This window comes from Bradyrhizobium sp. BWA-3-5, from assembly GCF_032917985.1.
Taxonomy (GTDB): domain Bacteria; phylum Pseudomonadota; class Alphaproteobacteria; order Rhizobiales; family Xanthobacteraceae; genus Bradyrhizobium.
The window spans coordinates 1,153,234-1,171,830 of sequence record NZ_CP136626.1 but is presented as its reverse complement, the minus strand read 5'-3'; the positions used below and the strand labels follow the sequence as shown (position 1 = coordinate 1,171,830).

17 protein-coding genes and 1 tRNA gene are annotated in these 18,597 nt (G+C 63.3%); 13 read left to right on the top strand and 5 right to left on the bottom strand.

All coding sequences use genetic code 11. From position 1 onward, the window contains the following. Positions 1–77: 77 nt before the first annotated feature. The gene (locus RX331_RS05585; protein ID WP_317255627.1) at positions 78–1,841 is read left to right on the top strand and encodes an adenylate/guanylate cyclase domain-containing protein; all 1,764 of its coding nucleotides are present in this window, start codon (positions 78–80) and stop codon (positions 1,839–1,841) included. 105 nt (positions 1,842–1,946) lie between these two features. On the opposite strand, the gene RX331_RS05580 is transcribed toward RX331_RS05585, so the two are convergent. Further along, positions 1,947–2,939 (bottom strand): tripartite tricarboxylate transporter substrate binding protein, encoded by a 993-nt coding sequence (locus tag RX331_RS05580; protein ID WP_317255626.1) that lies wholly within the window; start codon positions 2,937–2,939, stop codon positions 1,947–1,949. Positions 2,940–3,149: 210 nt separating this feature from the next. Here RX331_RS05580 and RX331_RS05575 point away from each other — a divergent pair, with 210 nt between their 5' ends. From RX331_RS05575 to RX331_RS05555, 5 genes are all read left to right on the top strand, one after another. Then, positions 3,150–3,908, top strand: a complete 759-nt coding sequence (locus tag RX331_RS05575; RefSeq protein WP_317255625.1) for an IclR family transcriptional regulator — start codon at positions 3,150–3,152, stop codon at positions 3,906–3,908. 102 nt (positions 3,909–4,010) lie between these two features. Continuing rightward, on the top strand, positions 4,011–5,609 hold the full coding sequence (locus tag RX331_RS05570) for an FAD-dependent monooxygenase (protein ID WP_317255624.1): 1,599 nt from the start codon (positions 4,011–4,013) through the stop codon (positions 5,607–5,609). Positions 5,610–5,680: 71 nt separating this feature from the next. Further along, positions 5,681–7,414, top strand: a complete 1,734-nt coding sequence (locus tag RX331_RS05565; protein WP_317255623.1) for a thiamine pyrophosphate-requiring protein — start codon at positions 5,681–5,683, stop codon at positions 7,412–7,414. A 66-nt stretch (positions 7,415–7,480) separates the two neighbouring features. After that, entirely contained in the window at positions 7,481–8,452 is a 972-nt protein-coding gene (locus RX331_RS05560; protein WP_317255622.1) for a tripartite tricarboxylate transporter substrate binding protein, read from the top strand. A gap of 14 nt (positions 8,453–8,466) precedes the next feature. Continuing rightward, entirely contained in the window at positions 8,467–10,116 is a 1,650-nt protein-coding gene (locus RX331_RS05555; protein ID WP_317255621.1) for an FAD-dependent oxidoreductase, read from the top strand. A 122-nt stretch (positions 10,117–10,238) separates the two neighbouring features. Here the strand turns inward: RX331_RS05555 and RX331_RS05550 are convergent. Together RX331_RS05550 and cpdR are read right to left on the bottom strand one after the other, a co-directional pair. Continuing rightward, positions 10,239–10,313: transfer RNA gene (locus RX331_RS05550), tRNA-Val, on the bottom strand. 104 nt (positions 10,314–10,417) lie between these two features. Further along, on the bottom strand, positions 10,418–10,777 hold the full coding sequence (gene cpdR, locus RX331_RS05545) for a cell cycle two-component system response regulator CpdR (RefSeq protein WP_027539837.1): 360 nt from the start codon (positions 10,775–10,777) through the stop codon (positions 10,418–10,420). Between the two features lie 324 nt (positions 10,778–11,101). On the opposite strand from cpdR, the gene RX331_RS05540 reads away from it, so the two are divergent. The 6 genes from RX331_RS05540 to RX331_RS05525 all read left to right on the top strand — a co-directional run bounded on the left by RX331_RS05540 (position 11,102) and on the right by RX331_RS05525 (position 16,045). After that, positions 11,102–11,989, top strand: a complete 888-nt coding sequence (locus RX331_RS05540; RefSeq protein ID WP_317258028.1) for an N-formylglutamate amidohydrolase — start codon at positions 11,102–11,104, stop codon at positions 11,987–11,989. 604 nt (positions 11,990–12,593) lie between these two features. Continuing rightward, on the top strand, positions 12,594–13,373 hold the full coding sequence (hisN, locus tag RX331_RS05535) for a histidinol-phosphatase (RefSeq protein ID WP_317255620.1): 780 nt from the start codon (positions 12,594–12,596) through the stop codon (positions 13,371–13,373). Positions 13,374–13,399: 26 nt separating this feature from the next. Next, complete coding sequence (locus RX331_RS38685) at positions 13,400–13,693, top strand: isochorismatase family protein (protein WP_410708250.1); 294 nt, start codon at positions 13,400–13,402, stop codon at positions 13,691–13,693. Between the two features lie 49 nt (positions 13,694–13,742). Continuing rightward, on the top strand, positions 13,743–13,919 hold the full coding sequence (locus RX331_RS38680; RefSeq protein WP_410708131.1) for a hypothetical protein: 177 nt from the start codon (positions 13,743–13,745) through the stop codon (positions 13,917–13,919). A gap of 103 nt (positions 13,920–14,022) precedes the next feature. Further along, positions 14,023–14,991 (top strand): tripartite tricarboxylate transporter substrate binding protein, encoded by a 969-nt coding sequence (locus RX331_RS05530; RefSeq protein ID WP_317255619.1) that lies wholly within the window; start codon positions 14,023–14,025, stop codon positions 14,989–14,991. A gap of 88 nt (positions 14,992–15,079) precedes the next feature. Then, positions 15,080–16,045 carry a tripartite tricarboxylate transporter substrate binding protein gene (locus RX331_RS05525; protein ID WP_317255618.1) on the top strand — a complete coding sequence of 322 codons (966 nt, stop codon included), beginning with the start codon at positions 15,080–15,082 and terminating at the stop codon, positions 16,043–16,045. A gap of 41 nt (positions 16,046–16,086) precedes the next feature. Here the strand turns inward: RX331_RS05525 and RX331_RS05520 are convergent, their stop codons facing one another. Further along, on the bottom strand, positions 16,087–16,980 hold the full coding sequence (locus RX331_RS05520) for a LysR family transcriptional regulator (protein WP_317258027.1): 894 nt from the start codon (positions 16,978–16,980) through the stop codon (positions 16,087–16,089). Between the two features lie 96 nt (positions 16,981–17,076). Between RX331_RS05520 and RX331_RS05515 the strand changes: the two genes are divergently transcribed. After that, positions 17,077–17,832, top strand: coding sequence for a sulfite exporter TauE/SafE family protein (locus RX331_RS05515; protein WP_317255617.1), 756 nt, complete (start codon positions 17,077–17,079; stop codon positions 17,830–17,832). A gap of 80 nt (positions 17,833–17,912) precedes the next feature. Here RX331_RS05515 and RX331_RS05510 read toward each other — a convergent pair whose 3' ends face one another. Next, complete coding sequence (locus tag RX331_RS05510) at positions 17,913–18,557, bottom strand: LysE family translocator (RefSeq protein WP_317255616.1); 645 nt, start codon at positions 18,555–18,557, stop codon at positions 17,913–17,915. Positions 18,558–18,597 lie beyond the last annotated feature (40 nt).

The window sequence follows — 18,597 nt, the reverse complement described above, 5'->3', positions numbered from 1 at the left end:
TGCGGGCCTGCCGTCGCCCGGCATGCGATCTTGGCGAAATCGCCAATTCTGCTAAACTGCTGTCCTGAGAGGCGAAAATGCAAGCGCCTGGACCGGAGCGAAGGCTCGCTGCAGTCCTTGCCGCCGACATGGTCGGCTACAGCCGGCTGATGGAGGTCGACGAGGCGGGAACGCTCGCACGTCTCAAGACGCACCGGCTCGAGCTCATCGATCCGGCCATCGCCAAGAATCGCGGCCACATCATCAAGACAACCGGCGACGGCCTGCTGGTGGAATTCCGCAGCGTCGTCGATGCGGTGTCGTGCGCCGCGGAGGTCCAGCGCCGGATGGCACGGCGTAACTCCGACGTGTCGCCGGCGCGATGGATCCAATTCCGCATCGGCATTAATCTGGGCGACGTAATCATCGAGGAGAACGACATCTTCGGCGACGGCGTCAACGTCGCGGCGCGCCTTCAGGTGCTTGCCGAGCCCGGCGGCATCTGCATCTCGGGCGCGGTGCGCGATCAAGTCGGCGATCGGCTCGACGAAATCGCATTCGAGGATCTCGGCGAGCAGAGCGTCAAGAATATCACCCGCCCGATCCACGTCTTTCGGGTCCGGCTCGAGTCGGCCACGATCGCAGCGCTCGAAAGCGCCAAGGAGACTTCGGCCATCCCGGCGACCAGAAAGCCATCCATCGCCGTACTGCCGCTGGTGAATATGAGCGGCGATTCGGAGCAGGAATTCTTTGCAGACGGGCTCACCGAGGACATCATCACCGAGCTGTCGCGTTTCCGCGACCTTCTCGTCATCTCGCGCAACTCGACCTTCGTGCACAAGGGCAAGGCAGTCAATGTGCAGGAGATCGCCCGGCAGCTCGACGTCGAATATGTTCTTGAAGGCAGCGTGCGCAAGGTCGGCGATCGCGTGCGCGTCACGGTGCAATTGATCGACGCACAGACCGACCGACACATATGGGCCGAGCGTTATGACCGCAAGCTGGAGGATATCTTCACCATCCAGGATGAAGTGACCGGCGCGATCGTTGCAACGCTTCCCGGCCGCGTCGAGGCGGCCACGCAGGAACGCGTGAAGCGGAAGCGGACCGACAACATGGCAGCGTATGAATGCGTGCTCGCTGCCAAGGTGCTGCACCACCGCTCGCAACGCGACGCCAACGCAGAGGCGCAACTTCTGCTCGATCGCGCCATCGCGCTCGATCCGAATTACGCGCACGCTCATGCCTGGAAGGCGTGCGTCCTGGGCCAGACCTGGGTTTATGGATGGTGCGCTGATCGCGACGCCACCTTCCAGCAGGTCGCCGACGAGCTGGCGATTGCACTGGCGCTGGATGACAATGACAGCGACGTACATCGTATCCTGGCCGCAGTGAACCTGACGCGCGACGATCATGAGAAGGCAGCCTATCATCAGGAACGGGCGATCGCGCTCAATCCGAACTATGATCTGGTCGTGGTGCAACAGGGCGAGTTTCTGACCTGGCTGGGACGGCCCGAGGAGGGCATCGACTGGATCAGGAAGGCGATGCGCCTCAATCCCTACCATCCCGAGCGCTTCTGGAACCATCTCGGCCGCGCCCTCTACTGCGCCGAGCGATTTGCGGAAGCGGCCGAAGCCTTTGCGCGGATCACGCGGCCCGACCATACCCATCACGCCTTCCTCGCCGCCATCTTCGCGCAGATGGGCAACAATATCGCCGCGGCGGCCCATGCCGGTGAGGTCGTGAAGCTTGAACCCGGCTTCTCCGTGGCCGCTTATCTCGCGACCCAGCACTACAAGCAGCAGGCCGACCGCACGCGTCATGAGGCCGGCCTGCTCAAGGCGGGCCTTCCAGCCTGAGCTTCACCAGGATAACGCATGGCTCGCCGAGCCGCAGCTTGCGAAACGACCAGCCCGCCTTCGCCAAGTGGCTTCGGCGCGGCAGACATCCGCCTGTTTCGCGGTCTACTCCGTCGTGATCTGCGCATCCTTGACGACCTTGGCCCAGCGCGGGCGGTCCTTGGCGATCAGCTCCGCCAGGCGCTCAGGCGAGCCGCCTTGCGCGACCAGGCCTTGCTTGCCGAGAAGGGCTCGAACGCCGGGCTCCGCCAGGATCTCGTTAAACACCGCATTGTAGCGGTCGACGATCTCCTTCGGCGTATTAGCCGGGGCAAGAACGCCGTACCACAAATCGACATCGAAGTCGGTGACGCCGAGCTCGGCGAGCGTCGGCACGTTGGGCGCCTGCGGCGCCCGTTGTTGGCTGCCGACGGCGAGGATGCGGATCTGTCCGGTTTCCGCGAGTGGAAGCGCGGTATGGACCGGCAGGAACATGGCCGAGACGTGCCCGCCCGCCAGATCCTTCACCGCGCCGGCCGATCCTGCATAGGGAATGTGCGTCAGGCTGATCTGCGCCGTGAGCTTGAACAGCTCCATGGCGAGATGCTGCGGCGTGCCGCGTCCGGGCGAAGCATAATTGATCTCGCCCGGCTTGGAGCGGGCAAGCGCGAGCAGCTCCGCGAGCATGTTGACGCCAAGCGTGGGATGAACGACGAGCGCCAGCGCGCCGGTTGCGATCTCGACGATCGGCACGAAGTCCTTCTCCGGATCGTACGGTAGTGTCGGATAAAGGCTCGCATTCATCACGAACGTATTGACGGTGACCAGCAGGTTCTGGCCGTCGGGCGCGGTGCGCGCCGCGGCCTGCGTGCCGATATTGCCGCTGGCGCCGGGCTTGTTCTCAACGATGACGGGATGATTCCAGCGCTGCCGCAGTTCCTCTGAGAGGATGCGCGCGAGCAGGTCGGGCCCGGTGCCAGGCGAGAACGGGACGTTGAGCCGGATCGGTTGCTGCGACTGCCCATGCGCCAAACCGGGCATCATCGGGGTAACGGCCGCGGCGAGAATCCGCAGCACCGTACGGCGCGAATGCATGCCGCTTGCGGAAGCGATCGCCACGTTCTTCTCCCATGTTTTCACCGCTGGCCGGCCGGCTCGCGGACTTTTCTTTGTAAAATCTCTTAATGTGAGATTATGCTGTATTATGCGGCGATCCCGCGCCAGTTCAAGGTTGATTCTGCCGGATCGGGAAAAGTAATGCCCCGGGGCGTGGCCGACGCGGTCCCATGCGCCGAAACTGGAGCTAAGTCAGACCATGCGGCGTGAGGCATGAAGCCGAAGAACAGCCTGGAGCGGGTGCTTGCGGTCCTTGAAGTGTTTTCCGAGGAGAGGCTGGAATGGACTCCCGAGGATCTGATGCGCGAGCTCGGCTACAGCCGGCCGACGCTCTACCGTTACCTGAAAATCCTCAAGGACGCAGGCTTCCTGATGCCGACCCGCAACGCCGGCGTCACGCTGGGGCCGAAGGTCGTCGAGATGGATTACCTGACGCGCCGCTCCGACCCGCTGGTGCTGCTCGGCGCACCCTACCTGAAACAGCTCACGGCCGCCTATTCCTGCACCGCGATGGTGCTGCGCTGGTACGGCAACAAGATTCTTTGCGTGGCCTCGGAATCCTCCAGCAAGAACCCGGTCAGCTCCTATCCGCGCGGCCGGCCGATGCCGCTCGGACGCGGCGCCATCGCGCGCTCGATCCTGGCGCTGCTGCCGCGGCCGCGCCTGGTGCCGCTGATCGAGCGCAATCTCGCCGACCTCCGCGCGGTCGGTCTCGGCGACACCGCCGATGATGTGCTGAAAAGCCTGAGGAAGGTCCGCAAGGCCGGCGTTTGCGTCGCCTATGGCGAGGTCACGCCCGGCGCCGTCGGCATTGCAGCGCCTGTTGTCGACGACCGCGATTATCCGATCGCCAGCGTCTGCGTCACCATTGCCGGCAATTTGGTGACGGGCGCGCAGATCGATCAGATCGGCGCCGAGGTCCGCCGCGTGGCGTCGCAGATTTCGGCCGATCAGGCGAATGGGAAGGCCTAAGCCAAAATCTCACATAATGAGATTTATTCTTGACTCCGGGCCGGACCTGCTTTCATTTTCCTGCCGCCCGCGCGCCCGTCACGCCAATCGCAAGAAGCAAGAATGAACGTCACCGCCGAATCCGCCACCCAAGTCGTCATTGTCGGAGGCGGGCCGGTGGGTCTCGGTCTTGCGATCGAACTCGGCCAGCGCGGCGTGAACTGCATTCTGGTCGAGCGCTACATCAGCCCGCAGCCGATCCCGAAGGGTCAAAACCTGACCCAGCGCACGCTCGAGCATTTTTACTTCTGGGGCGCGGAGGCGGAATTGCGCGCGGCGCGGACGATCCCGCCCGACTACGGCATCGGCGGCATGACGGCCTACGGCACGCTGCTGAGCGGCTATCGCTATGACTGGCTGCAGCGCGAGCTGGTGCGGCGCTTTTACTTCACCGACAACGAACGGCTGCCGCAATACGCCACCGAGGCCGTGCTGCGGCGTCGCTTGAGCGAGTTGCCGAACGTTGAGACGGTTTATGGCTGGAGCGCTACCGGCATTGCACAGGACGCCAAGGGCGTGCAGGTGACGATTGCCGAGCGCGCCAGCGATCGGCAGCGCACGCTATTGGCAGACTATGTGGTCGGCTGCGACGGCAGCCGCTCGCTGGTGCGCGAGGGCGCCGGCATCACCCAGACCCTGACCGATCACGACCGGCTGATGGTGCTGTTGGTGTTCCGTTCGACCGGCCTGCACAAATTGCTGGAGCGCTTTCCCAACAAGTCCTTCTACAACGTGCTGCATCCCGACCTGAAAGGCTACTGGAAGTTCTTCGGCCGCGTCGATCTCGGCACCACCTGGTTCTTCCACGCGCCGGTGCCTTCAGGCACGACAAGGGACAATTTCGATTTCCGCGGCCTTCTGCATGGCGCGGTCGGTGAGGAATTCGACATCGCGTTCGAGCATGTCGGCTTCTGGGAGCTGCGCGTCGCGATCGCCGATCAATACCGCATCGGCCGCGTCTTCATCGCCGGCGATGCCGCGCACAGCCATCCGCCCTATGGCGGCTACGGCATCAACACCGGCCTCGAAGACGCCGCCAATCTCGGCTGGAAACTTGCAGCAGTGCTGCAGGGCTGGGCCGGAGCGCAGCTCCTGGATTCCTACGGCGAGGAACGGAGACCGGTGTTCGCATCGACCGCGCAGGATTTCATCGAGAAGGCGATCGAGAGCGACCGGAAATTTCTGGCCGAGTTCGATCCTGCGACCGACAAGGATGCGTTCGAGGCCGAGTGGCAGGCGCGCTCGTCCGGCGCGCGTTCCGAGGTGAACTCATTCGAGCCGAATTACGAGGGCTCGTCGATTGTCGCAGGCCCGCCCGGCGCCGCCTGCAGCGCGATCGGGTCGCATCAATTCGCGGCACGCGCCGGCCATCATCTGGCGCCCCGGAAACTCAGGTCCGGCCGCAATGTCTTCGAGGAACTGGGCGAAGGGTTTACGCTGTTCGATTTCGGCGCGCCGGACGCCGCCGCGACACTCAGGTGCGCCGCCGACGCCAGCGGCGTACCGCTCAAGCCCGTCGAGGACAATTGCGCGGAAGCGCGGGAATTCTACGGGGCGACGCTCGTGCTGGTCCGGCCCGATCAGTTTGTCGCCTGGGTTTCGGATGGCGACGTGACGGACGCTGCCGGCATTATCCGTCGTGTGGTCGGCGGCCACCCCTGAGGAATTACGCCAGTTCCCCCATCGAACAACAACAGGCCGAAGGCCGGCAAGAAAACGCAAGGGAAAACGTAATGAGCCGTTACAGCGCCGCGCATTATTTCCTCGAAGGCCTCGTCGACCTCGGCGTTGATTATATCTTCGCCAATCTCGGCACCGATCATGTCTCCCTGATCGAGGAGATCGCGCGCTGGGACCGCGAAGGCCGCAAGCATCCGGAAGTCATTCTCTGCCCGCACGAGATCGTCGCCGTTCACATGGCCGGCGGCTACGCACTGGCGACCGGCAAGGGACAGGCCGTGTTCGTCCATGTCGATGCCGGAACGGCCAATGCCTGCATGGCGATCCAGAACCTGTTTCGCTATCGGCTGCCGGTGATGCTGTTCGCCGGACGCGCGCCCTTCACGTTGCATGGCGAACTGACCGGATCGCGCGACACCTATGTCCACTTCGTGCAGGACCCCTTCGACATCGCCAGCATCGTGCGGCCCTATGTTAAATGGGAGTATTCCCTGCCCTCCGGCGTCGTCGTGAAGGAAGCGCTCGCCCGCGCCGGCGCCTTCATGCACAGCGATCCGCCCGGGCCGGTCTACATGATGCTGCCGCGCGAGACGCTGGCCGAGGAATGGGACGAGGCGCAAATGCCGGCCTACAGTCCCGCGCGCTATGGCGGTGTGGCGGCCGGCGGCATCGATCCTGCGCGTGTCGAGGCCATCGCCACGCGATTGATGGCGGCGCAAAATCCGATCGCGCTGACCGCCTATCTCGGGCGCAATGCCGAGGCGGTCGCGGCGCTGGAGCGCCTCGCGCTGGCCTGCGGCATCCGGATCGCGGAGTTCAACTCGATCGATCTCAATATCTCGCAGGATTCGCCGTGCTTTGCGGGTTTCGATCCAATGCCTTTGTTGGAACAGGCCGACGTCGGACTGCTGCTCGATACCGACGTACCGTTTGTGCCGCAATACGCCAGGCGCGTCGAAGCGATCGACTGGATCCAAATCGATATCGATCCATTGAAGTCGGATTTCCCGATGTGGGGATTCCCGACCGATATCCGAGTGCAGGCCGATTGCGCGACGGTGCTGCGACAGGTGCTCGAGATCGTCGCGGCCCGCGCCGATGACAGCTATCGCAAACGTGTCATCGACCGCATTGCCGGCTGGAGCGGCGCCCGCGAGGCGGCGGAGAAGCGCCGCGCGGCCGCAGCCTCCAACAAGGGCTCGCTAGGAGCGATCAGCGCGGCCTATCTGTTCGCGACCTTGAACCGCGCGCTGTCGCAGGAGGATATCCTCGTCAACGAAGCGATCCGCAATGCGCCGCTGGTGCAGGAGCATATCCGCCGCACCCGGCCGGGAAGCTATGTCGGCCTCGCCGGCGGCGGGCTCGGCTTCAGCGGCGGCATGGCGCTGGGCCTGAAGCTGGCGCAGCCGGAGCGGCGCATCGTGCAGATCATCGGCGACGGCGGTTTTCATTTTTCCTCGCCGGATTCGGTATTCGCCGTCGCCCAGCAATATCAAATTCCGATCCTGACGGTCGTGCTCGACAATGGCGGCTGGCAGGCGGTGAAATCGTCGGTGCAGCGGGTCTATCCGAAGGGCGTCGCGGCCGAGACCAATTCCTTTCAATCGGAGTTGCGCTCGGGTCGGCAGGGCGAACAGCGCAGCTTTTCCGATATCGGCCGCGCGTTCGGCGCCCACGCCGAATTCGTCAGCGAGCCGGATGAACTCGCCGCGGCCATCGATCGCTGCCTCGCCGCCGTCGACGGCGGGGCCGCGGCCGTCCTGCATGTCCAGATCACGCCGCTGTAGCGGCCAAAGTTTTGTACGTCGTGCCGCCAAGAGCACGAACGAAATAATTGCTTGGGAGGAAACACAATGAAGATCCTTTGCCAGATGGCACTCGCCACCCTCTGTTTGTGCTTACTCAGTCACGCGCGCGCAGACGCCCAGGTCGAGTATCCAAACCGGCCGATCCGTATCGTCGTCGGTTTCACGCCGGGTGGCGGCAACGACATCATCGCGCGCATCTTCGGGCAAAAGCTGTCGGAAAGCCTCGGCCAGCCAGTGATCATCGAAAACAAGCCCGGCGCGGGTGCGATCCTCGCCACGGAATATGTCGCACGCTCCGCGCCAGACGGCTACACCCTGCTGGTGGGTGCCAGCGGCGCCATGGTGATCAATCCCGCCGTCTACGAGAAGCTGAGTTACGACACGATGCGGGATTTCAAGCCGGTGTCCGAGCTCGGAGCGTTTCCGTTGATCCTGATCGTCAACGCGGCATCGCCGATCAAGTCGCTGGCCGATCTCGTCGCCTACGCAAAGGCCAATCCCGACAAGGCGAACTATTCCTCTTCCTCCGCCGCCTTCCAGCTCGCGACCGAGCTGTTCAAGCAGAAGACCGGCGTGCCGATGCAGATGATCCCCTACAAGGGCGCGAACGATTCCGTCACCGCGGTGATCTCGGGAGATGTGACCGCGACCATCGCCGATGCCGGGCCGGTGACCAGTCAGGTCAATGGCGGCAAGGCCCGCGCGCTGGCGGTTGCGGCGCCGAAGCGGGCGGAGAGCCTGCCTGACGTGCCGACCATGAAGGAAGCGGGAGCCGATGTCGAAGCGGTGCTGTGGAGCGGCATCTTCGTGCCGGCGGCAACGCCACCTGAAATCGTCAGCAGACTGGAGGCTGAGTTCATCCGCATTGCGCGATTACCCGACGTTGTCTCCCGCCTCAAATTGCTCAACATCGATTCCGTCGGCAATTCCGCGGAAGAGTTTTCCCGCATCATCGCCGCCGACCTCGAGCGCTGGAAGGTGGTCGCCCGCGCCGGCAATATCAGAATTGCCCAATAGAGCCGGTGCACTTCATGTCCGATGTCGTTGAAACCAAAATTCTCATCGTTGGCGGAGGCCCCGTCGGACTGACGCTCGCGATGGACCTTGCCAGGCGGGGCATCCGGACCGTCGTTGCCGAATTGCGCCACAAGGGCGAGCCGCCAAGCGTGAAATGTAACCACGTCTCGGCACGCTCGATGGAAATCTTCAGGCGCCTCGGCGTCTCGAGGGCGGTCCGGGAGGCCGGCCTGCCTGCCGACTATCCCAATGACGTCTCTTATCGGGTCAGCTTTACCGGCAAGGAGCTGTCGCGCATCCCGATCCCGTGCCGGAGCGACCGCTATACGGCCCGCGGAGGTCCGGACACCTGGTGGCCGACAGCCGAGCCGCCGCACCGGATCAACCAGATCTACCTTGAACCGACGCTATCGGCGCACGCCGAGACGATCGCCGGTCTCACCTTGCTCAATCGCGTTGAGATCAACTCGTTCGAGCAAACGCCTGACGGCGTGATCGCGCAAGGCATCCAGCTCAATAGCAACCAGACGATCACGATACGCGCCGACTTCCTCGTCGGGTGCGATGGCGGACGATCGACCATTCGCAGGGCGATCGGTGCGATCCTGTCCGGCACAGCGGAGGTTCAGCGCGTCCAATCGACCTATATCCGCGCGCCCGCGCTGCTTTCCATGAGCCGCGTGAAGCCGGCCTGGGCCAATTTTTCTCTCAATCCCGTCCGCTCCGGAAACGTCTACGCGATCGATGGCCGCGAAACATGGCTCGTGCATAATTATCTGAAGCCGGGCGAACATGAGTTTGACTCGGTGGATCGGGATTGGGCGCTGCGGAAGATCCTCGGGGTCGGCGCCGATTTTTCCTACGAGATCATTCGCAAGGAGGACTGGATCGGCCGCCGGCTGGTGGCAGACAAGTTTCGTGAAGGCCGGGTATTCATTTGCGGGGACGCAGCCCATTTGTGGGTGCCGATGGCGGGATACGGCATGAATGCCGGGATCGCAGACGCGGCCAACCTCGCCTGGCTGCTGGCGGCCCATCTGTCGGGCTGGGCTCCGGCCGATATCCTCGACGCGCATGAGGCGGAACGCCTGCCGATCACCGAGCAGGTATCCGTGTTTGCCATGAACCACGCGCTTTCGCTCTCGCGCCAGCGCAGCGAAGTGCCTGACAATATCGATGCCGACGATGAGGCCGGCGAGCAGGCAAGAACCGCGCTGGGCAAGCGCGCTTATGATCTCAATGTTCAGCAGTATTGCTGCGGCGGATTGAATTTTGGGTACTATTACGACAAGTCGCCGATCATCGCCTATGACGAAGGCACGCCGCCGGCCTATGGCATGGCGGACTTCACGCCATCCACGGTGCCGGGCTGCCGCGTCCCGCACATCTGGCTGGACGACGGCCGCTCGCTCTATGACGCGCTCGGTCCGGATTACACGCTGCTACGCTTTGACGCCGCTGTTGATGTTTCGGACCTGATGTCGGAAGCAGCCCGCGCGCGGGTCCCGATCAAGCTGCTGGACGTCGCATCCAGCGAAAGTGCCGGTGTCTACGATCGTTCGCTGGTCCTGGCACGACCCGACCAGCACGTCGCCTGGCGAGGCGATCTGCCGCCAAAAGATCTGAGGAAGCTTGTCGATTTGATTTCCGGGCGTCGGGATTAGAGCGGACGAGTGGATAAAGCCCGCCTTCGCCAAGTGGCTTCGGCGCGGCAGCCTTCGCTTGCTTCGCTACGATAGTTCGGAGTGTGGCTTGCCGAGCCGTAGCTTGCGAAGCAAGCGAAGGCTGGTGGGCACGACAGGGATCGAACCTGTGACCCCTACCATGTCAAGGTAGTGCTCTCCCGCTGAGCTACGTGCCCTAGAAGTCCAACTCGGGTGGGGTCCGTATATCGGCTCCAACGCCCCCCTGCAAGGATGCTTGGGCGTAATTTCTGGAGCGATTTTGACGGAAATGGAGGCCTGGTCAGGCCGCCAGCATCTTGTTCACTTCGCTGACCAGTTCGCGCAGGTGAACCGGCTTGGCCAGCACCTTGGCGTTCTTGGGCGCCTCCGAATCGGAATTCAGGGCGACGGCGGCAAAGCCGGTGATGAACATGATCTTGATGTCGGGATCGAGTTCCGAGGCGCGGCGCGCCAGCTCGATGCCGTCCATTTCCGGCATCACGATATCGGTCAGCAGCATCTCGAACGGCTCCTCGCGCAGCCGCTGATAGGCAGACATGCCATTATCGTGGGGCGAGACCTGAAACCCGGCGTTTTCCAGCGCCTTGACCAGGAAGCGGCGCATGTCGTTGTCGTCTTCGGCGAGGAGGATCTTGTGCATGGCAGTCAGCGGTCGAGCCCGGCTTGGAGGATCATTCCGCCCACTAAGCCCGACAGAGGGTAAATTTCGGGTGAAAGGTAACTGTGTCTAGGCAATAAGGGGCGGCGCTATTTTCGGTAGCGCCCCATATCTGGAGCAAACAACGCGGCGCTTTTCGGGCGTTTGCGACAGCTTCCAGGCGAACGGCGGCTTTTTTCGCTTGGCAGAATGATTACGATTACGGACAATGCATCCTTACAAAGCCCCGCCCTTCGCCGGCAGAATCGGTCACCGGATCGATCGCGGGATAAGGGAATGCGGACATTCAAGGGACGGCGCCCGACGATGACCCAGTTTGATGGCGAGCTGTCGCCCCCGTTCGAGATCGTGGAGCCGGAGCACTGGCGGGCGCCGATCATCTTCAACTCGCCCCATTCCGGCTCGGTCTATCCGCTCGAATTCTTAAGCGCCTCCCGGATCGACCTCGCCGCGCTGCGCCGCTCCGAGGATTCGTTCATGGACGAATTGATCGGCGATCTCAGCGCGCAGGGCTTTCCGACCGTCCGGGTCAATTTTCCGCGCTCCTATGTCGACGTAAACCGCGAGCCCTATGAGCTCGATCCGCGGATGTTCACCGGGCGCCTGCCGAGCTTTGCCAATACCCGCTCGATGCGGGTGGCTGGCGGCCTCGGGACGATCCCCCGCGTGGTCGGCGACGGGCAGGAAATCTATCGCGAACGGCTCTCGGTCGACGAGGCACTGGGGCGGATCGAGGCGCTTTACAAGCCCTATCACCGCGCGCTGCGGCGGCTGATCAACAAGGCCCACCAGGCGTTCGGCACCGTGATCCTAGTCGACTGCCACTCGATGCCGTCGGTCGGCGTATCCAGGGACGAGCCGCGGCGGCCCGATATCGTGATCGGCGACCGCTATGGCACCAGCTGCGCGAACCTGTTGCCCGAAATCGTCGAGGGCGTGATGGGCAAGCTCGGCTATTCGATCGGGCGCAACAAGCCCTACGCCGGCGGCTTCATCACCGAGCATTACGGCAATCCGGCCAGCGGGCTGCACACCGTGCAGCTCGAACTCAACCGCGCGATCTATATGGATGAGCGGCGGCGCGAGCGCAGCCCGCGCTTTGCGCAGGTCGCGGCCGACTTCACCAGGCTGGCGGAAGCGCTGGCGCAGGTGCCGCTCGGCGATCTCGGCCCGTTCCAGGCAGCGGCGGAGTAGAATTCACAACCGTCATTCCGGAGCGCGAAGCGAACTACGATGCGATTGCACATCGGAGAATCTCGAGATTCTCAGGTGCGCAATTGCGCACCTCAGTTCGATGCTGCGCATCGCCCCGGAATGACGAAGCACGAAATTCGGAATGGCTCCCAAAAGAAAAAAGGGCCGCTTGAATGAACAAGCGGCCCAAGTCTAGGGAGGAAACGCCCAAGGAGGGCAGCGATAGCGCGAGGCGCTACCGCACCGCAACAATATGCGACCGCGCTGCACAAAACGCAAGTATTTTCGCGCTTGTTCCGGTGCAATGTGGAACAGGCTGGCGGATTGGCCACACTCTCGCACAATGAAAATTGTACGAGTAATATCAATTACTTACGTGAATAGTGGCTACAAGCCCTCGTCTCAGTGCAGTGCTGGTATGCCAAAAATCGCAACTTCGTGATATCGGCGCTAACCAAAAATCCATGCCTAAACGAAGCCATTCCGAAACCCGATTCGAAAGCTGGATCGCAAAGCGGTTGGGAATAACGTTGCCGTCGGCGTGCGCGGCAGCCCGGATTGGGCTAGGCATGTGGCGGCATTTTTATTGCGGTAAGGGACAGCCGTGACGGTCATCGATTTCACTGCGTTTATCGGACGGCTTGCGACGGCGTCGGGCGAGACCATCCTGCCGTTCTTCCGGACCTCGCTGTCCATCGACAACAAGAGCGCCAGCGATTTCGATCCCGTCACCGAGGCCGACCGCGCCGCGGAAGCGGTGATGCGCCGCCTGATCAAGGCCAACTTTCCTCAGCACGGCATTGTCGGCGAGGAATTCGGCAATGAGCGCGAAGACGCTGAATACGTCTGGGTGCTCGATCCGATCGACGGCACCAAATCCTTCATCGCGGGCTTTCCGATCTGGGGCACGCTGATCGCGCTGCTTCACAAGGGCGTGCCGGTGTTCGGCATGATGCACCAGCCCTATATCGGTGAGCGCTTTTCCGGCGATTCCGGCTCGGCACATTATTCGGGTCCATCCGGCGAGCGGCGGCTGACGGTGCGCCGCTGCGCCTCGTTGAAGGACGCCACCTCCTACACCACGAGCCCGCTGTTGATGAACGCGGCCGACCGCGAGATATTCGGCCGGGTCGAGAGTTCGGTGAGACTGTCGCGCTATGGCGGCGACTGCTACTCCTACTGCATGCTGGCGTCCGGCCATCTCGACCTCGTGGTCGAGACCGAACTCAAGCCTTATGACATCGCAGCCTTGATCCCGATCGTCACCGGCGCTGGCGGGGTCGTCACCAATTGGGAAGGCAAGCCCGCCCAGAGCGGCGGCCGCATCATCGCCGCCGGCGACCCACGGGTGCATGAGGCGGCACTAAAGCTGTTGAACAGCTAGAGGCACACACGAGGCCCGATGGATGCATTGATCGTCGTCGACATGCAGGTCGGGCTCTAAGCGGCGAGCCCAAATACGACCTGTCCGGCGTCGTCGAACGGATCAACCGCCTCGCCGCAAAGGTCCGCGAACGGTCGGGCCGCGTCATCTTCATCCAGCACTGCGGCGGCAAGGGCGACGATTTCGAACCGGAAACGCCGGGTTGGGCATTCCTGCCGGAATTGCACCGCGAGGCCGCCGATATCGTAGTTCGGAAGACCTTGAACGATCCGTTCGTGGAGACCGACCTCTCCGCACGCCTGAAAGGCGCTCGCCCCTAGCCGTCTCCTGATCACTGGATAGGCGACCGATCTCTGCGTCGATGCGACCGTGCGATCGGCCGTTTCGAACCACTACGATGTCGTCGTGGTAACGGACGCCCATACCTTGAACGACCGCCCTCCCCTCGACGCGGCAAGCATCATTCATCACTACAATTGGGTCTGGTGCAATCTGATTACGCAGCGATCGATCCGGCTCGCGCGAACGGACGAACTGCTGGTTTGACGAGGCCCGGCTTCTGCCACAACCGGCAGGGCCTTGCATCGCGCGGCTCGTTGCGTACGATGGCTCCCAATGCGCACGACAGATGCGCCGTCGGGGAGTATTCATGAGACTACCGGGCACGTTGCTGGCTGGACTGACGCTGCTGTTGCTACCGGCTCTCGCCTCCGCGCAGGATTTCCCCGCAAAACCGATCAAGCTCATCGTGCCGTTCCCGGCCGGCGGCCCCAACGACATCATCGCGCGGGTGATCGGCCAGCGCATGTCGGAGATATCAAAGCAGCCGGTCTTGATCGACAACCGTGGCGGCCAGGGCGGCGTGCTCGGCACCGATGCAGTCGCCAAGGCCGCCCCCGACGGCTACACCATCGCTATCTCGAGCGCCGGCGCGCTCGCCATCAGCCCGAGCATGGAGAAGGTCGCCTACGACACACTGAAGGATCTTGCGCCGGTAACGCTGGTCGCGACCGTGCCCGAAATGCTGGTGGTCGCAACCAATGTCCCCGCCAAGGACATGAAGGAGCTGATCGCACTTGCCAAGGCGCAGCCGGGCAAATTGAACTTCGCCTCATCAGGTCCCGGCAGCCTGCCGCATCTGGCCGGCGAACTGTTCAAGCTGACTGCCGACATCGACATCGTCCACGTGCCCTACCGCGGCGCCGCGCCCGCGGTGAACGACCTGCTCGGACAGCAGGTGCAGATGACGTTCCTCGATTTGCCGGTGGTGCTGCCGCAGATCAAGGCCGGTGCCTTGCGGCCGATCGCCGTCGGCGCGGCCGAGCGGGCGCCGACCGCGATGGAGGTGCCGACGACGGCCGAGGCCGGCATGCCCGGCATGATCGTCGAGAACTGGTATGGCATGGTCGCGCCCGCCGCCACGCCGCCGGCGATACTCGCGGCCCTGCACAAAATCACGACCGAGGCGATGGCCGATCCGACCGTGAAGGAAAAGCTCGCCGCGCAAGGAGCGACGCTGGTCGGCGACACGCCGGAGCATTTCCGCGGCTTCATCGACAGCGAAATCAGGAAGTGGACGAAGGTGATCAAGGACGCAGGGGTCGTGACGACGAAGTGATAACGACGCGGACAGCCCTTGCTTGTTGCTGCACTTAAAGAAGTGAAATAGCCGGAACGTCCGGCACGACAAGTGACCGGAGGCTTTGATGCAGGCTCTTCGCGTGCTTCTGATCGGAATGGCGGTGCTGCTACCCGGCATGGCAACGGCGCAGGAGTTTCCGAACAAGCCGATCAAGCTGATCGTGCCGTTCCCGCCCGGCGGTCCCAACGACATCATCGCGCGCCTCGTCGGCCAGCGCATGTCGGAAATCACGAAGCAGCCGGTCGTAATCGACAATCGCGGCGGCCAGGCCGGCGTGCTCGGCACCGATGCGATCGCCAAGGCCGCGCCCGACGGCTACACGATCGGGATCGTCAGCGCGAGCGCGCTCGTCATCAATCCGACGATGGAAAAGGTGCCCTACGACGTCGCCAGGGATTTTGCGCCTGTCACGCTGCTGACGACGGTGCCGGAAATGCTCGTCGTCGCCGGCAACGTGCCCGCCGGCAACATGAAGGAGCTGATCGCGCTCGCCAAGGCGCAGCCCGGCAAGCTCAATTTCGCATCCGCCGGCGTCGGCGGCATGCCGCATCTGGCTGGTGAGCTGCTCAAGCAGACGGCCGCAATCGACATCGTGCACGTGCCCTATCGCGGCGCCGCGCCCGCCATCAACGACCTGTTGGGACAACAGGTGCAGATGGCATTCCTCGATCTGCCGGTGCTGCTGCCGCACATCAAGGCGGGCACCCTGCGCCCGATCGCGCTTGGCGCCCCGAAGCGCGCGCCGACCTCACCCGACGTACCGACCACAGCCGAAGTCGGCATGCCCGACCTCCTGATCGAAAACTGGTACGGCATGCTCGCGCCGGCCGGCACGCCCGAGACGATCCTCGCCACCTTGAACCGCCTGGCGAACGAAGCGATGAATGACCCAGAGGTGAAGCAGAAACTCGCCGACCAGGGCCTGACCGTCGCCGGCAACACGCCAGCACATTTTCGCAACTATATTGACGCCGAGAACCAAAAATGGGCGCGCGTCATCAAGGCAGCCGGGATTGCCATAGGCAAGTGACGTCCGAATTCTCATCAGAGTCAGGCAGACGCTTCCCATATTCAGCGCGGAGCGCTCTTTCGCAGATGCTCCGCCAGTTGCTGCGCAGGTTTTGGCAGAGACCGGAAGCTGCGGGCGCAGATCACCAGCCGCCGGTTGGCCCAGGAATCCCTGATCCTGATAACATTGATTTTCATCGAGCGCGCACAGCGTTTTGCGGCGACCTCGGGCATCACGCCAATCCCGATGCCCGAAGCGACCATCTGGCCGATCGAATCGAAACTGTTCAGCCGCGCACGAAAGCGCAGACGCGCGCCAAGGCGTGCGGCATGCCCGCTGATATGGGTGTGCAGCGCAATCGAGCTGATCAGGCCGACGAAATCGCGCTGCACCACTTCGCTGAAATCGACCTGTCGCCGGTTGGCCAGTTCGTCGTCCCGCCCGGCGATCAGCACCAGACGATCCTCACTGAACGGCATCCGCTCGATATTGTCCGCGAGCGCGTGTTCGGCCGCGAGTCCGAGATCGGCCGCGCCAATGACGATGGCGCGGGCGATCTCGGCACTTTCACGCTCCTCCACATCGATCGAAATGTGCGGATGGGCGGCAAGAAACGCCGCCAACGCCTTCGGTAGATATTCCGAAAGCCCCGATGTGTTGGCGAGGAAACGGACGGTAGCCTTCGCGCCGCGGCCAAAGGCTGCGAGATCGCCGCGCATCGTCTCGACATTGTGAAGCACGATCCTGGCATGATCCAGCAGGGTTTCGCCGGCCGGCGTCAGCTCGACGCCGCGGCGGCCGCGCGTCAAGAGCGAAACGCCGAGCGCCTCTTCCAGGCCCTTGATCCGCTCGCTCGCCGAGGCCAGCGCAAGGTGAACCTTCGCAGCGCCGCCCGTGATGTTGCGCGTCTCGGCGACCGCGACGAAGAGCTGAAGGTCGACCAGGTCGAATCGCATCGACATTTCGACATCTCCGTGCCTTAGGTAAACCCGAAGGCTATCTCCGTAATCTCCAGATTGTGCCGATAATTGCAATCGGTCAATGTCGCCGGCATGTTCGATACCACACTGCCTTTCATCGCCACCGCCCTGCTGCTGGCCGGCTTCGTCAAGGGAGCCCTCGGGCTCGGCCTGCCCACCGTGGCTATGGGCCTGCTCGCGGTATCGATGCCGCCGGCCCAGGCGATTGCCATCGTCATTGTCCCGGCGATCGTCACCAACATCTGGCAGACCTTCGGCGGCCCTTATTTTCGCGACATCATCCGGCGGCTATGGCCGTTGCTGATTGGGACCGCCGCAGGCATCTGGCTGAACGCGGGATCGCTGACCGGTCCCTATGCGCGCTACACCACGATCGCGCTCGGCCTGCTGCTGGTCCTCAATGCCGTCATCGGCCTCTGCAAATTGAATTTTACGATCGCGCGCCACAACGAAAAATGGGTGGGCGGCCTCGTCGGTGTCATCACCGGCATGGTTTCCGCCGCGACCGGCGTGCAGGTGATTCCCTCAGTGCCATTCCTGCAGGCGATCGGCATGGAGAAGGACGAGTTGATCCAGGCGCTCGGCGTGTTCTTCACGGTCGCGACCCTCGCGCTTGGCTTCAATCTCACGAGTGAAGGCTTGCTGACTGCCGCAAGCGCGCTGCCGGGTGCGATTGCGCTGGCGTGCTCGTTCATCGGCATGTTCATTGGACAGGCGGCACGCGCGCGATTGCAGCCGGAGACGTTCCGCCGCTGGTTCCAGATCGGAATGATTGCCCTGGGTCTCTATCTTGCCGGCAATGCACTCGCGAAACTGGTCGGCGTCTAATTGTTTGAGCATGATCTCCGCGCAAACGCGCTCCGCGTTTGTCGCGAGGAAAACCGCTTCACACTTTTCCGGATCATGCTCTAGCGCGCCTCCAGCATCGCAACGCGGATGCCGAGATAGACGAACAGCCCGCCGAGCGCGCGGTTGACCCAAGCCACGCCGCCGGCCGACTGCCGGATGCGGCCGGCGACGCGGGCTGCGAAGGCGGCGATGCCGAAGCACCACAACGTGCCGCTGGTGATGAAGATCAGGCCGAGCGTCAGGAAGGCCAGCGTCTTGTGGGCGGACTCCGCCGCCACGAACTGCGGCAGGAACGCCAAAAAGAACAGCGCCACCTTCGGATTGAGCACGTTGGTCAGCGCGCCCTGCCAGAACACGCGGGCAAGCGACGTTTCGCCGCCCGCTGAAGCTGTCTCCACCAGCGGGCGCGAACGTGACAGCAGCATCTGGACGCCGGTAAATAACAGATAGGCGGCGCCGACCCATTTCAGGACAGTAAGAGCGGCCGATGACGCCATCAGCAGTGCCGAAAGCCCGATGGCGGCCCCGAACACGTGAACGAGGCAGCCGACGCTGATCCCGGTCGCCGCCGCTGCCCCGCCGCGCCAGCCGAACTGGATGCTGCGGCCGATAATATAGGCAGTATCCGGCCCCGGGGTGATGTTGAGAAGCAGCCCCGAGAGGATGAATAGCCACAGTTCGTGAATGCCGAGCGCTTCCGCCATCGTTAACGGGTTCCCTTGCGCCTGAGACCAATGGCGCGCA

Coding starts and splice junctions, on each gene's coding strand:
- RX331_RS05540 (WP_317258028.1), top strand. CDS start 11,102: ATGACCCAGTTTGATGGCGAGCTGTCGCCCCCGTTCGAGATCGTGGAG.
- RX331_RS05565 (WP_317255623.1), top strand. CDS start 5,681: ATGAGCCGTTACAGCGCCGCGCATTATTTCCTCGAAGGCCTCGTCGAC.
- RX331_RS05520 (WP_317258027.1), bottom strand. CDS start 16,980: ATGCGATTCGACCTGGTCGACCTTCAGCTCTTCGTCGCGGTCGCCGAG.
- RX331_RS05525 (WP_317255618.1), top strand. CDS start 15,080: ATGCAGGCTCTTCGCGTGCTTCTGATCGGAATGGCGGTGCTGCTACCC.
- RX331_RS05570 (WP_317255624.1), top strand. CDS start 4,011: ATGAACGTCACCGCCGAATCCGCCACCCAAGTCGTCATTGTCGGAGGC.
- RX331_RS05555 (WP_317255621.1), top strand. CDS start 8,467: ATGTCCGATGTCGTTGAAACCAAAATTCTCATCGTTGGCGGAGGCCCC.
- RX331_RS05575 (WP_317255625.1), top strand. CDS start 3,150: ATGAAGCCGAAGAACAGCCTGGAGCGGGTGCTTGCGGTCCTTGAAGTG.
- cpdR (WP_027539837.1), bottom strand. CDS start 10,777: ATGCACAAGATCCTCCTCGCCGAAGACGACAACGACATGCGCCGCTTC.
- RX331_RS05510 (WP_317255616.1), bottom strand. CDS start 18,557: ATGGCGGAAGCGCTCGGCATTCACGAACTGTGGCTATTCATCCTCTCG.
- RX331_RS05530 (WP_317255619.1), top strand. CDS start 14,023: ATGAGACTACCGGGCACGTTGCTGGCTGGACTGACGCTGCTGTTGCTA.
- RX331_RS05560 (WP_317255622.1), top strand. CDS start 7,481: ATGAAGATCCTTTGCCAGATGGCACTCGCCACCCTCTGTTTGTGCTTA.
- RX331_RS05515 (WP_317255617.1), top strand. CDS start 17,077: ATGTTCGATACCACACTGCCTTTCATCGCCACCGCCCTGCTGCTGGCC.
- RX331_RS05585 (WP_317255627.1), top strand. CDS start 78: ATGCAAGCGCCTGGACCGGAGCGAAGGCTCGCTGCAGTCCTTGCCGCC.